Origin of the sequence: Rathayibacter sp. PhB186, assembly GCF_003751825.1 — a bacterium.
Lineage (GTDB): Bacteria > Actinomycetota > Actinomycetes > Actinomycetales > Microbacteriaceae > Rathayibacter > Rathayibacter festucae.
In genome coordinates, this window is record NZ_RJKO01000001.1 from 806,835 (window position 1) to 819,877 (window position 13,043).

Here is a 13,043-nt window from a genome sequence, read left to right on the forward strand (position 1 = left end):
GGCGTGGACGGGCGACCGCCACCATCACGATCCCAGCCGATCGGCCATGAACCCGTTGCGCTGGCTCCATCACCTATCGGAGGAACTCCGTGGCACAAGATGTGCTCACCGACCTGAACAAGGTCCGCAACATCGGCATCATGGCCCACATCGATGCCGGCAAGACCACCACCACCGAGCGCATCCTGTTCTACACGGGTATCACGCACAAGATCGGTGAGGTCCACGACGGCGCCGCCACGATGGACTGGATGGCGCAGGAGCAGGAGCGCGGCATCACGATCACGTCCGCCGCGACGACGTGCTTCTGGAACAAGAACCAGATCAACATCATCGACACCCCCGGTCACGTCGACTTCACGGTCGAGGTCGAGCGCTCGCTGCGCGTCCTCGACGGCGCCGTCGCCGTCTTCGACGGCAAGGAGGGCGTCGAGCCCCAGTCCGAGACCGTCTGGCGTCAGGCCGACAAGTACGACGTCCCTCGCATCTGCTTCGTCAACAAGATGGACAAGCTCGGCGCCGACTTCTACTTCACCGTCGACACGATCATCAACCGCCTCGGCGCCAAGCCGCTGGTCATCCAGCTGCCCATCGGCGCGGAGTCCAGCTTCGAGGGCGTCGTCGACCTCGTCGAGATGCGCGCGCTCACGTGGCGCGGCGACTCGAAGGGTGACGTCGCGCTGGGCGCGAAGTACGAGATCGAGGAGATCCCCGCGGACCTGGCCGACAAGGCCGCCGAGTACCGCGAGAAGCTGCTCGAGACCGTCGCGGAGACCTCCGACGAGCTGCTCGAGAAGTACTTCGGCGGTGAGGAGCTCACGGTCGCCGAGATCAAGGGCGCCATCCGCAAGCTGACCGTCAACTCGGACATCTACCCCGTGCTCTGCGGCTCCGCGTTCAAGAACCGCGGCGTCCAGCCGATGCTCGACGCGGTCGTCGACTACCTCCCCTCCCCGCTCGACGTCCCCGCCATCGAGGCGCACGACGTCCGCGACGAGGAGAAGGTCATCATGCGCCACGCGGACTCGACCGAGCCCTTCTCGGCGCTCGCGTTCAAGGTCGCGGTGCACCCGTTCTTCGGTCGCCTCACCTACGTCCGCGTCTACTCGGGCAAGCTCGACTCCGGCGCCCAGGTCATCAACTCGACCAAGGGCAAGAAGGAGCGCATCGGCAAGATCTTCCAGATGCACTCCAACAAGGAGAACCCGGTCGACTCGGTCACCGCCGGCCACATCTACGCCGTCATCGGCCTCAAGGACACCACCACCGGTGACACCCTGAGCGACCCGACCGCGCAGGTCGTGCTCGAGTCGATGACCTTCCCGGAGCCCGTCATCGAGGTCGCCATCGAGCCCAAGACGAAGGCCGACCAGGAGAAGCTCGGCACCGCGATCCAGAAGCTCGCGGAGGAGGACCCCACCTTCCGCACCGAGCAGAACCAGGAGACCGGTCAGACGGTCATCAAGGGAATGGGCGAGCTGCACCTCGACATCCTGGTGGACCGCATGAAGCGCGAGTTCAACGTCGAGGCCAACGTCGGCAAGCCGCAGGTGGCCTACCGCGAGACGATCCGCCGCACGGTCGAGAAGTACGACTACACCCACAAGAAGCAGACGGGTGGCTCGGGCCAGTTCGCGAAGGTCCAGATCTCCATCGAGCCGATGGAGGTCGAGGCCGACAAGACCTACGAGTTCGTCAACGGCGTCACCGGTGGTCGCGTCCCCCGCGAGTACATCCCCTCGGTCGACGCGGGCATCCGCGACGCCATGCTGGTCGGCGTCCTCGCCGGCTACCCCATGGTGGGCATCAAGGCGACCCTGACCGACGGCGCGGCGCACGACGTCGACTCCTCGGAGATGGCGTTCAAGATCGCCGGCTCCATCGCGTTCAAGGAGGCCTCGCGCAAGGCGCAGCCGGTCCTCCTCGAGCCGCTGATGGCCGTCGAGGTCCGCACGCCCGAGGAGTACATGGGCGACGTCATCGGCGACCTCAACTCGCGTCGCGGGATGATCCAGTCGATGGAGGACGCCGCGGGCGTCAAGGTCATCAAGGCCAACGTCCCGCTGTCCGAGATGTTCGGCTACATCGGCGACCTGCGCTCGAAGACCTCGGGCCGCGCGGTCTACTCGATGACGTTCGAGACCTACGCCGAGGTCCCCAAGGCCGTGGCCGAGGAGATCGTCCAGAAGAACAAGGGCGAGTAGCACTCGTCCCACCCCCGCCGCGGTTCTGCGGAACCGCGGCGGGCCTGGTAGTGTCGTGCGGGTTTGCTGCCGCGTTCTGCGCGCCTCGGATCCTCATCGGATGGCCCGCGCGACCACTGCCGGTAACATACCTACACAAAACCCCCGCAAGTCCTCCTGTCCTCGTGCCGCCCCGTGCGGCGTCGGATGCGGATGCTTGCACCTAAGTCCTGAGGAGGACCCACAGTGGCTAAGGCCAAGTTCGAGCGGACCAAGCCGCACGTCAACATCGGAACCATCGGTCACGTCGACCACGGAAAGACCACCCTCACCGCGGCGATCTCGAAGGTTCTGGCGGACAAGTACCCGTCCGCGACCAACGTCCAGCGTGACTTCGCGTCGATCGACTCCGCTCCCGAGGAGCGCCAGCGCGGCATCACGATCAACATCTCGCACGTCGAGTACGAGACGCCGAAGCGCCACTACGCGCACGTCGACGCCCCCGGTCACGCCGACTACATCAAGAACATGATCACCGGCGCGGCTCAGATGGACGGCGCGATCCTCGTGGTCGCCGCCACCGACGGCCCGATGGCTCAGACCCGTGAACACGTCCTCCTCGCCAAGCAGGTCGGCGTGCCGTACCTCCTCGTCGCCCTGAACAAGGCCGACATGGTGGACGACGAGGAGATCCTCGAGCTCGTCGAGCTCGAGGTCCGCGAGCTGCTGTCCTCGCAGGGCTTCCCCGGCGACGACGCCCCCGTGGTCCGCGTCTCCGGCCTCAAGGCCCTCGAGGGCGACGAGGCGTGGACCCAGTCCATCCTCGACCTCATGGACGCCGTCGACGCCTCCGTCCCGGACCCGATCCGCGACAAGGACAAGCCGTTCCTCATGCCGATCGAGGACGTCTTCACGATCACCGGTCGTGGAACCGTCGTCACCGGTCGCGCCGAGCGCGGCACCCTCTCGCTGAACTCCGAGGTCGAGATCGTCGGCATCCGCCCGACGCAGAAGACCACGGTCACCGGCATCGAGATGTTCCACAAGCAGCTCGACGAGGCCTGGGCCGGCGAGAACTGCGGTCTGCTCCTCCGCGGCACCAAGCGCGAGGACGTCGAGCGCGGCCAGGTCGTCGTCAAGCCGGGTTCGGTCACGCCGCACACGGACTTCGAGGGCACCGCGTACATCCTGTCCAAGGACGAGGGTGGGCGTCACAACCCGTTCTACGGGAACTACCGCCCCCAGTTCTACTTCCGCACCACCGACGTCACCGGCGTCATCACGCTGCCCGAGGGCACCGAGATGGTCATGCCCGGCGACACCACCGACATGACGGTCGCGCTGATCCAGCCGATCGCCATGGAGGAGGGCCTCGGCTTCGCCATCCGTGAGGGTGGCCGCACCGTGGGTGCCGGAACGGTCACCAAGATCGTCAAGTAGGTTCTCCTACTGATCTCTCGAGAGGGGTCGTCCGCTTCGGCGGGCGGCCCCTCTCGTCGTTCCCGGTGCAGGTCGGTCCCGGTCTCGATCCGCTCGGCGGAGGCTGACTAGCGTGGGAGGCATGCCCTTCGTGAAGACGAACCCGTCCGCTCCCGCGCAGTTCTTCGAGTGGGAGGCGGCGGGACTGCGATGGCTGGCCGAGGCCGAGGAGGCCGGGGGAGCGCGCTGCGCCGAGGTGCTGCTCGTCGAGCCCGGCCGCATCGAGCTCGACGAGGTCCGCTCCGCCCGCCCGACGCGGGAGGCCGCCCGGCGCTTCGGAGGCGCCCTCGCGCGCACGCACGACGCGGGAGCCGCCGCCTTCGGTGCGCCGCCGGCCGGCTGGTCCGGCCCCGCCTTCATCGGACGCCGCAGGATGCCCTGCACTCCGGAGGACTCCTGGGGTCGGTTCTACGCGGAGCAGCGGGTCCGGCCCTTCCTCCGCCCGGCCCTCGAGGCGGGGAACCTGTCCTCCGCCGACGCCCGCACCGTCGAGAGCGCCCTCGACCTCGTCCGGGCCGGAGCCTTCGACGACGACGACGTCCCGGCGCGCCTGCACGGCGACCTCTGGAACGGCAACGTGCTGTGGTCGGACGAGGGCGCGGTGCTGATCGACCCGGCCGCGCACGGCGGCCACCGCGAGACGGACCTCGCCATGCTGGCGCTCTTCGGGCTGCCCCGGCTCGACGACGTCCTCGCCGGCTACGAGGAGGTCCACCCGCTCCGGCCCGGGTCCGAGGACCGCGTGCCGCTGCACCAGCTCCATCCGCTCGCGGTGCACGCCGCCGGCCACGGACCCTCCTACGGCCGGGCCCTCGCCGAAGCCGCGGCCCGCGTCCTCGCTCTCTGATCTCCCCGGCGCGTCCCGCACCGTTCGTCCAGGCGGTGTCGCCACACTGAGGCTCGCGCGGCCCCCTGCCCGCACGGATCAAGGAGGAACCATGGTGGACTTCGGCAAGCTCGGACGACAGGCCGGCGAGCTGCTCAACAGCAAGAAGGTCCAGGAGACGCTCCGCAGCGAGAAGGCGGAGGGCGTCTCGGACCAGGTGCTCGAGAAGACCGGCGACATCGCGAGCCGCCTCACCAAGGGCAAGTACGACGACCGCATCGAGGACCTCAAGCGCCAGGCCGACAAGCGCCTCGGCAACGAGTAGCGCAGGGCCGGGGGCGCCCGTCAACCCGCTGACGGTGCCGGAGCCCCCGCCCTATCGTCGGGTCGATGGCCGATCCGCTCACTCAACGACTCCGCCGGACCGACTCGAGCGGTCGCGGCTACAGCCGGGTCCGCTCCGGTACCGGCTTCAGCTACCGCGACCCCAAGGGCGCCACGGTCACGGACCCCGAGCTGCGGGACCGCTTCGACCACCTCGGCATCCCGCCGGCCTGGCAGGAGGTCTGGATCGCGCCGTACCCCAACGGGCACATCCAGGCCACGGGCGTCGACGGCGCCGGCCGGCGGCAGTACATCTACCACCCGACCTGGCGCGAGCAGAAGGACCGGATCAAGTTCGACCGGGCGCTCCGTCTCGCGGAGGCCCTTCCCGGTGCCCGCCGCCGGGTGACGATCGCCCTGCGCGACGACGGTCCGACCCGGGAGCGCGCGCTGGCGACCGGCTTCCGGATGCTCGACACCGGCTCGCTGCGGGTCGGCAGCGAGCAGTACGCGAAGGAGCACGGCAGCATCGGCCTCACGACGCTGCTCTGCTCGCACGCGACCACGCACGGCGATCGCGTCGCACTGGCCTTCCCCGGCAAGAGCCACCAGGCCTGGACGAGCGAGATCCTCGACCACGATCTGGCCCGCGTGGTCCGGGCGCTGAAGCGCCGCGGCCCGAACGCCCGGCTCCTGGCCTGGAAGGACGGCCGCGTCTGGCGCCCGGTCTCCGCGGCCGACATCAACGACTACGTGCGCGAGCGCGCCGGCGACGACTTCACCGCGAAGGACTTCCGCACTCTGCACGGAACGGTCGCCGCAGCGCTGAGTCTTGCGAAGGCGGGCCCGCAGCCCACCCAGCGGCTGCGCACGAGGGCGATCTCGCAGGCGATGAAGGACGCGTCGGAGGTGCTCGGGAACACGCCGACCGTGGCTCGCGCGAGCTACGTCGACCCGCGGGTACTCGATCACTTCCGGGCGGGCGAGACGATCGATCCGTCCCGCGCCGGGTCGGCCGAGACGACGCTGCGCGCTCTGCTCTTCGAGTGAGCGGCCGGCGTCGCCCGGGTCCGGTGAGACCCGGGATTCCGGGGCCGGAGACCGGCGGCAATGGAGCTCGAAAGCGCGACACGCCCGGGTTGCACGGGTGCCTGATCCGTGAGAGACTCTTCTAGTTCAAAATTTCCGCCCGCGCAGCGTGCTGCGAGGGGGTGGAACACTGCCAGGCAGTGCCGAGACGGCGCCCCAGCGGCTCGACCCGAGAGGGCGGCCCCGCGAGTGCGACGTCGAGGCGGCGGGTAGCAGAACGACAACAACCGACAACTCAACGGGCTCTCCGTGCGTCGTGCGTTCTGCACGGCTCTCAGAGCGCCTCGAGCGCGGTGCTTTTGACAGAAGAACACTGGTGCACTTCCTCCGGTTCTCCGGATGTTCCTTCGCGAGCGCGTCCTATGCGACACGAGCCCGGCTCCGGCCGGGGGAGTGGCGTACGACGCAATAACAAGAGAGTGAGAGATCACACATGGCGGGACAGAAGATCCGCATCCGACTGAAGTCGTACGACCACGAGGTCATCGACACGTCGGCGCGCAAGATCGTCGACACGGTGACCCGTGCCGGTGCAACGGTCGTCGGCCCCGTGCCGCTTCCGACCGAGAAGAACGTGGTCTGCGTGATCCGTTCTCCCCACAAGTACAAGGACAGCCGCGAGCACTTCGAGATGCGCACCCACAAGCGCCTCATCGACATCATCGACCCGACGCCCAAGGCCGTCGACTCGCTGATGCGCCTCGACCTCCCGGCCGACGTCAACATCGAGATCAAGCTCTAAGGAGGAGTGCCACCATGTCTGTCACTGTTTCCCCCACGCTGAAGACCAGCAAGGGCCTCCTCGGCACGAAGCTCGGCATGACCCAGGTCTGGGACGAGAACAACAAGCTCGTCCCCGTCACGGTCATCGAGATCAGCCCCAACGTCGTGACCCAGGTCCGCACGGAGGAGAAGGACGGCTACACCGCCGTCCAGCTCGCCGCCGGTGCGATCGACCCGCGCAAGGTGAACAAGCCCGCCGCCGGTCACTTCGACGCCGCGGGCGTCACCCCCCGCCGCCACCTCACCGAGGTCCGCACCTCCGACGCCGCCGACTACTCGGCCGGCCAGGAGCTGACCGTGGACGCCGTCTTCGAAGCCGGCACCAAGGTCGACGTCGTCGGCACCTCCAAGGGCAAGGGCTTCGCCGGTGTCATGAAGCGTCACAACTTCAAGGGCGTCTCGGCTTCGCACGGTTCGCACCGCAACCACCGCAAGCCCGGCTCCATCGGCGCCTCCTCGACCCCCAGCCGTGTCTTCAAGGGCATGCGCATGGCCGGTCGCATGGGTGGCGAGCGCGTCACCGTGCTCAACCTCAAGGTGCACTCCGTCGACGCCGAGAAGGGTCTGCTGCTCGTCAAGGGCGCCGTCCCCGGTGCGCGCGGTCGCCTCGTGTTCGTTCGCAACGCCGTGAAGGGAGCGTAGTTCCATGGCTACCTCTGTCGACATCATCGACGTCCAGGGCAACAAGTCGGGTGCGTTCGAGCTCCCCGCCGAGCTCTTCGACGTCCAGACCAACATCCCCCTGATCCACCAGGTCGTCGTGGCGCAGCTCGCCGCGGCGCGCCAGGGCACCCACTCCACGAAGAACCGTGGCGAGGTCTCGGGAGCCGGCCGCAAGCCGTTCAAGCAGAAGGGAACCGGTCGCGCTCGTCAGGGATCGATCCGCGCCCCGCACATGACCGGTGGTGGCGTGGTCCACGGACCCACCCCCCGCAGCTACGCGCAGCGCACCCCCAAGAAGATGATCGCCGCGGCTCTGCTCGGTGCTCTCTCGGACCGCGCCCGCGGCTCGCGCGTGCACGTGGTCGAGTCCCTCGCCCTCGGCGAGACCCCGAAGACGAAGGACGTCCTCGTCCTGCTCGAGGCCCTCTCGGTGTCGCGCAACGTCCTCGTGGTCCTCGAGCGCGACGACTTCATCGCCGAGCTCTCGCTCCGCAACGTGCCGTTCGTGCACATCCTGCCGTCCGACCAGCTCAACGCGTACGACGTGCTCGTCTCCGACGACATCGTCTTCACGAAGGCCGCACTCGACGCGTTCGTCGCCTCGAAGTCCGGCGCCAAGAAGGAAGAGGTGAACGCATGAGCCAGTCCGCCGCGTTCAACAAGGACCCCCGCGACGTCATCATCTCGCCGGTGGTCTCGGAGAAGTCCTACGGCCTGATCGACGAGGGCAAGTACACCTTCGTCGTCGACCCGCGCTCCAACAAGACCGAGATCAAGCTCGCCATCGAGAAGATCTTCGGTGTCCAGGTCGCGTCGATCAACACGCTGAACCGTCAGGGCAAGACCCGCCGCACGAAGTTCGGGGCCGGCAAGCGCAAGGACACCAAGCGCGCGATCGTCACGCTGAAGTCCGGCTCCATCGACATCTTCACGAGCGTCGGCTGAGCCGAAGAAGCGTAGAGGAAACAGACAATGGCTATTCGTAAGTACAAGCCCACGACCCCCGGTCGCCGCGGCTCCAGCGTTGCCGACTTCGCCGAGATCACCCGATCGACGCCCGAGAAGTCGCTCCTTCGCCCGCTGTCCAAGACCGGTGGCCGCAACAACTCCGGTCGCATCACGACGCGTCACATCGGTGGTGGCCACAAGCGCCAGTACCGTCTGATCGACTTCCGTCGGAACGACAAGGACGGCATCAACGCCAAGGTCGCTCACATCGAGTACGACCCCAACCGCACGGCGCGCATCGCGCTGCTCCACTTCGTGGACGGCACCAAGCGCTACATCCTGGCTCCGAACAAGCTCTCGCAGGGCGACGTCGTGGAGTCGGGCTCGGGTGCCGACATCAAGCCCGGCAACAACCTGCCGCTGCGCAACATCCCGACCGGTACGGTCATCCACGCCATCGAGATCAAGCCGGGCGGCGGCGCCAAGCTCGCCCGCTCGGCCGGCACCTCGGTCCGCCTCGTCGCCAAGGACGGCCCCTACGCGCAGCTCCGCCTGCCGTCGGGCGAGATCCGCAACGTCGACGCGCGCTGCCGCGCCACGATCGGCGAGGTCGGCAACGCCGAGCAGTCGAACATCAACTGGGGCAAGGCCGGCCGCATGCGCTGGAAGGGCGTCCGCCCGACCGTCCGCGGTGTCGCGATGAACCCGGTCGACCACCCCCACGGTGGTGGAGAGGGCAAGACCTCCGGTGGTCGCCACCCGGTCAGCCCCTGGGGCCAGTCCGAGGGACGCACCCGTCGCCCCAACAAGGAGAGCGACAAGCTCATCGTTCGCCGCCGCACCGCCGGTAAGAAGCGCAAGTAGGAGTTGTAGAAGATGCCTCGCAGTCTCAAGAAGGGCCCCTTCGTTGACGACCACCTGCTCCGCAAGGTGTTCACGGCCAACGAAGCCGGCAACAAGAACGTCATCAAGACCTGGTCGCGCCGCTCGATGATCATCCCGGCGATGCTGGGTCACACCATCGCGGTCCACGACGGTCGCAAGCACATCCCCGTGTTCGTGACCGAGACCATGGTCGGCCACAAGCTCGGCGAGTTCGCCCCCACTCGGACCTTCCGCGGTCACGAGAAGGACGACAAGAAGGGCCGTCGCCGCTGACGCGGCGACGAGAAGGAGGAGAGAAATGGTGGAGTCGATCGCACGCGTGCGACACATCCGCGTCACCCCCCAGAAGGCTCGCCGTGTCGTGAACCTGATCCGCGGGAAGCAGGCGGAGGAGGCCCTGGCCATCCTCAAGTTCGCCCCGCAGGGTGCGTCCGAGCCCGTCTACAAGCTCGTCGCCTCGGCGATGGCCAACGCTCGCGTCAAGGCCGATGCCTCGAACGAGTACCTCGACGACCAGGACCTGTTCGTGTCCCGCGCCTTCGTCGATGAGGGAACCACCCTCAAGCGATTCCAGCCCCGTGCTCAGGGTCGTGCCTTCCGCATCAACAAGCGCACCAGCCACATCACCGTCGTGCTGGCCACTCCTGAGGAGGGGACCAAGTAATGGGTCAGAAAGTAAACCCCTACGGTTTCCGTCTGGGAATCACCACCGACCACGTGTCGCGCTGGTTCTCCGACAGCACCAAGAAGGGCCAGCGGTACAGCGACTTCCTCGCTGAGGACGTCAAGATCCGCCGGCTCCTCGCCACGCAGCTCGACCGCGCGGGCGTCGCTCGCATCGAGATCGAGCGCACCCGTGACCGCGTCCGCGTCGACATCCACACCGCCCGCCCGGGCATCGTGATCGGTCGCCGCGGCGCCGAGGCCGAGCGCATCCGCGCCGACCTCGAGAAGCTCACCGCCAAGCAGATCCAGCTGAACATCCTCGAGGTGAAGAACCCCGAGGCCGAGGCTCAGCTGGTCGCGCAGGGCATCGCCGAGCAGCTCTCCGCCCGCGTGGCCTTCCGCCGCGCGATGCGCAAGGGTCTGCAGGGCGCGCAGCGCGCCGGCGCCAAGGGCGTCCGCATCCAGGTCTCCGGCCGCCTCGGCGGCGCCGAGATGAGCCGCTCGGAGTTCTACCGCGAGGGACGCGTGCCGCTGCACACCCTGCGCGCGAACATCGACTACGGCTTCTACGAGGCGAAGACCACCTTCGGCCGCATCGGCGTGAAGGTCTGGATCTACAAGGGCGACATCACCAACAAGGAGCTCGCTCGGGAGCAGGCGAACAGCAAGTCGTCGCGCCCCGAGCGCAGCGACCGTCCGCGTCGCGCCCCCCGCCAGCAGAGCGAGGCGCCCGTCGCAGCAGGAGTTGAGGCATAACCATGTTGATTCCGCGTCGAGTCAAGCACCGCAAGCAGCACCACCCGGGCCGTTCCGGCCAGGCCACCGGTGGCACCAAGGTGTCGTTCGGTGAGTACGGCATCCAGGCCCTCACCCCGGCCTACGTGACCAACCGTCAGATCGAGTCCGCTCGTATCGCCATGACGCGCCACATCAAGCGCGGTGGAAAGGTGTGGATCAACATCTACCCCGACCGCCCGCTGACCAAGAAGCCCGCCGAGACCCGCATGGGTTCCGGTAAGGGCTCGCCGGAGTGGTGGGTCGCGAACGTCAAGCCGGGTCGCGTCCTCTTCGAGGTCGCCGGCGTCGACGAGCAGCTCGCTCGTGAGGCCATGACCCGTGCCATCCACAAGCTGCCCCTCAAGGCACGCATCATCAAGCGCGAGGAGGGAGACGCATAATGGCGATCGGATCCAAGGAGCTCGTTCCCACCGAGCTCGACACCTTCGAGGACGAGCGTCTCGTCACGGAGCTGAAGAAGGCCAAGGAGGAGCTGTTCAACCTCCGCTTCCAGTCGGCCACCGGCCAGCTGGACACCAACGGCCGCCTGCGTGCCGTCAAGCGCGACATCGCCCGCATCTACACGGTCATCCGTGAGCGCGAGCTGGGCATCCGCGCCACCCCCGCCCCCGTCGAGGCTCCGGCCAAGGCGGAGAAGAAGCCGAAGACCAAGAAGGCCGCCAAGGCCGAGGTCGCGGCGACCGAGTCGAACGAGGAGGCCAAGTAATGGCAACCGTCACTGACAGCGCCGGCCACGAGTCGGCCGCCCACGACATCAAGGAGGCGGGCGCTCGCGGTTACCGCAAGACCCGTCGCGGCTACGTGACCAGCGACAAGATGGACAAGACCATCGTCGTCGAGGTCGAGGACCGGGTGAAGCACCCGCTGTACGGCAAGGTCATCCGCCGCACGTCCAAGGTCAAGGTCCACGACGAGCTGAACTCCGCCGGCATCGGCGACTCCGTCGTCATCAGCGAGACCCGTCCCCTCAGCGCCACCAAGCGCTGGCGCCTGGTCGAGATCCTCGAGAAGGCCAAGTAGGCCTCGGCCCGCTTGAGTTAGCAGGAGAGACACATGCTTCAGCAAGAATCCCGAGTCAAGGTCGCCGACAACACCGGCGCCAAGATGCTCCTCACCATCCGCGTTCTCGGTGGCTCCGGCCGCCGCTACGCCGGCCTCGGTGACGTCATCGTCGCGACCGTCAAGGACGCGATCCCCGGCGGAAACGTCAAGAAGGGCGATGTGGTCAAGGCCGTCATCGTCCGCACCATCAAGCAGACCCGTCGTCCCGACGGCTCGTACATCAAGTTCGACGAGAACGCCGCCGTGATCCTGAAGAACGACGGGGACCCCCGCGGCACCCGCATCTTCGGACCGGTCGGTCGCGAGCTCCGCGACAAGAAGTTCATGAAGATCGTCTCGCTGGCACCGGAGGTTATCTAGTCATGGCCAAGATCAAGAAGGGTGACCTCGTGCAGGTCATCTCGGGCGCGACCCAGGCCCGCGGCGGAGACCGCGGCAAGCAGGGCAAGGTTCTCGAGGTCCTGGTCGAGAAGAACCGCGTCGTCGTCGAGGGTGTGAACTTCGTCAAGAAGCACAACCGCGTCGGCCAGTCGCAGCGCGGCTCGAAGGAGGGCGGCATCGAGACCATCGAGGCCCCGCTCCACATCTCGAACGTCGCGGTCGTCGACCCGAAGACCAAGAAGCCGACCCGGGTCGGCCACCGCAACGTGGCCGTCACCAAGGACGGCGTGACCAAGACGGTTCGCGTTCGCTACGCGAAGGCGTCGGGTGAGGAACTGTAATGACTGACACCACCGCAGTGGCTGCGAAGGTTCAGCCGCGGCTCAAGGCCAAGTACCAGGCCGACATCATCCCCGCTCTCAAGGAGCAGTTCGGCTTCTCGAACATCCACCAGGTCCCCGGCCTGGTCAAGGTGGTCGTGAACACCGGAGTCGGCGAGGCGGCCCGCGACGGCAAGATCATCGACGGCGCCATCAAGGACCTCACCGCGATCACGGGCCAGAAGCCCCAGGTCACGAAGGCCCGCAAGTCCATCGCGCAGTTCAAGCTGCGCGAGGGCCAGGCCATCGGCGCGCACGTCACCCTCCGCGGTGACCGCGCGTGGGAGTTCCTGGACCGCCTGCTCTCGGTGGCGCTGCCGCGCATCCGCGACTTCCGCGGTCTCTCGGACCGCCAGTTCGACGGCAACGGCAACTACACCTTCGGCATCACGGAGCAGTCGATCTTCCACGAGATCGACCAGGACCGCATCGACCGCGTCCGCGGCTTTGACGTGACCGTGGTCACCACCGCGAAGACCGACGACGAGGGTCGCGCGCTGCTCAAGCAGCTCGGCTTCCCGTTCAAGTCGGCGGACAACGCGTAGCACGACCCCCGAGGCCGGAGGGCGGATCACC

19 protein-coding genes are annotated in these 13,043 nt (G+C 67.6%); all 19 read left to right on the plus strand.

Annotated elements, in window-relative coordinates:
- Nucleotides 1-89: 89 nt before the first annotated feature.
- The 19 genes from fusA to rplE all read left to right on the plus strand — a co-directional run bounded on the left by fusA (nt 90) and on the right by rplE (nt 13,012).
- A complete protein-coding gene (gene fusA / locus EDF45_RS03745) occupies nt 90-2,204 on the plus strand; it encodes an elongation factor G (RefSeq protein WP_123445036.1) in 2,115 nt (704 codons plus the stop codon).
- 225 nt (nt 2,205-2,429) lie between these two features.
- Entirely contained in the window at nt 2,430-3,623 is a 1,194-nt protein-coding gene (gene tuf, locus EDF45_RS03750) for an elongation factor Tu (RefSeq protein WP_123445037.1), read from the plus strand.
- Between the two features lie 121 nt (nt 3,624-3,744).
- Entirely contained in the window at nt 3,745-4,509 is a 765-nt protein-coding gene (locus EDF45_RS03755) for a fructosamine kinase family protein (protein ID WP_123735026.1), read from the plus strand.
- A 91-nt stretch (nt 4,510-4,600) separates the two neighbouring features.
- Complete coding sequence (locus EDF45_RS03760; protein ID WP_123735027.1) at nt 4,601-4,813, plus strand: antitoxin; 213 nt, start codon at nt 4,601-4,603, stop codon at nt 4,811-4,813.
- 65 nt (nt 4,814-4,878) lie between these two features.
- Complete coding sequence (locus EDF45_RS03765; RefSeq protein WP_123735028.1) at nt 4,879-5,862, plus strand: DNA topoisomerase IB; 984 nt, start codon at nt 4,879-4,881, stop codon at nt 5,860-5,862.
- Nucleotides 5,863-6,334: 472 nt separating this feature from the next.
- A complete protein-coding gene (gene rpsJ, locus EDF45_RS03770) occupies nt 6,335-6,643 on the plus strand; it encodes a 30S ribosomal protein S10 (RefSeq protein WP_005050520.1) in 309 nt (102 codons plus the stop codon).
- Between the two features lie 14 nt (nt 6,644-6,657).
- A complete protein-coding gene (rplC, locus tag EDF45_RS03775) occupies nt 6,658-7,326 on the plus strand; it encodes a 50S ribosomal protein L3 (RefSeq protein ID WP_104224566.1) in 669 nt (222 codons plus the stop codon).
- A 4-nt stretch (nt 7,327-7,330) separates the two neighbouring features.
- Nucleotides 7,331-7,987: a 50S ribosomal protein L4 gene (gene rplD, locus EDF45_RS03780; protein WP_123735029.1), complete on the plus strand. Its 657-nt coding sequence runs from the start codon at nt 7,331-7,333 to the stop codon at nt 7,985-7,987.
- Nucleotides 7,984-8,292: a 50S ribosomal protein L23 gene (gene rplW, locus EDF45_RS03785; protein ID WP_123445042.1), complete on the plus strand. Its 309-nt coding sequence runs from the start codon at nt 7,984-7,986 to the stop codon at nt 8,290-8,292. The genes rplD and rplW overlap by 4 nt, the downstream gene beginning before the upstream one ends.
- A 27-nt stretch (nt 8,293-8,319) precedes the next feature.
- Nucleotides 8,320-9,159, plus strand: a complete 840-nt coding sequence (gene rplB, locus EDF45_RS03790) for a 50S ribosomal protein L2 (RefSeq protein WP_123445043.1) — start codon at nt 8,320-8,322, stop codon at nt 9,157-9,159.
- 12 nt (nt 9,160-9,171) lie between these two features.
- Nucleotides 9,172-9,453, plus strand: coding sequence for a 30S ribosomal protein S19 (gene rpsS, locus EDF45_RS03795; protein ID WP_055787078.1), 282 nt, complete (start codon nt 9,172-9,174; stop codon nt 9,451-9,453).
- A gap of 25 nt (nt 9,454-9,478) precedes the next feature.
- On the plus strand, nt 9,479-9,844 hold the full coding sequence (gene rplV / locus EDF45_RS03800) for a 50S ribosomal protein L22 (protein ID WP_123445044.1): 366 nt from the start codon (nt 9,479-9,481) through the stop codon (nt 9,842-9,844).
- Nucleotides 9,844-10,602 (plus strand): 30S ribosomal protein S3, encoded by a 759-nt coding sequence (gene rpsC, locus EDF45_RS03805; protein WP_056037327.1) that lies wholly within the window; start codon nt 9,844-9,846, stop codon nt 10,600-10,602. The genes rplV and rpsC overlap by 1 nt, the downstream gene beginning before the upstream one ends.
- 2 nt (nt 10,603-10,604) lie before the next feature.
- Nucleotides 10,605-11,024 (plus strand): 50S ribosomal protein L16, encoded by a 420-nt coding sequence (gene rplP, locus EDF45_RS03810; RefSeq protein ID WP_123445045.1) that lies wholly within the window; start codon nt 10,605-10,607, stop codon nt 11,022-11,024.
- A complete protein-coding gene (gene rpmC / locus EDF45_RS03815) occupies nt 11,024-11,350 on the plus strand; it encodes a 50S ribosomal protein L29 (RefSeq protein ID WP_123445046.1) in 327 nt (108 codons plus the stop codon). Before rplP ends, rpmC begins: the two co-directional genes overlap by 1 nt.
- A complete protein-coding gene (gene rpsQ, locus EDF45_RS03820) occupies nt 11,350-11,664 on the plus strand; it encodes a 30S ribosomal protein S17 (RefSeq protein WP_123445047.1) in 315 nt (104 codons plus the stop codon). Before rpmC ends, rpsQ begins: the two co-directional genes overlap by 1 nt.
- 33 nt (nt 11,665-11,697) lie before the next feature.
- A complete protein-coding gene (gene rplN / locus EDF45_RS03825; protein WP_123445048.1) occupies nt 11,698-12,066 on the plus strand; it encodes a 50S ribosomal protein L14 in 369 nt (122 codons plus the stop codon).
- A gap of 2 nt (nt 12,067-12,068) precedes the next feature.
- Nucleotides 12,069-12,428, plus strand: coding sequence for a 50S ribosomal protein L24 (gene rplX / locus EDF45_RS03830; RefSeq protein WP_123445049.1), 360 nt, complete (start codon nt 12,069-12,071; stop codon nt 12,426-12,428).
- On the plus strand, nt 12,428-13,012 hold the full coding sequence (gene rplE, locus EDF45_RS03835; RefSeq protein WP_123445050.1) for a 50S ribosomal protein L5: 585 nt from the start codon (nt 12,428-12,430) through the stop codon (nt 13,010-13,012). The genes rplX and rplE overlap by 1 nt, the downstream gene beginning before the upstream one ends.
- Nucleotides 13,013-13,043: the final 31 nt, after the last annotated feature.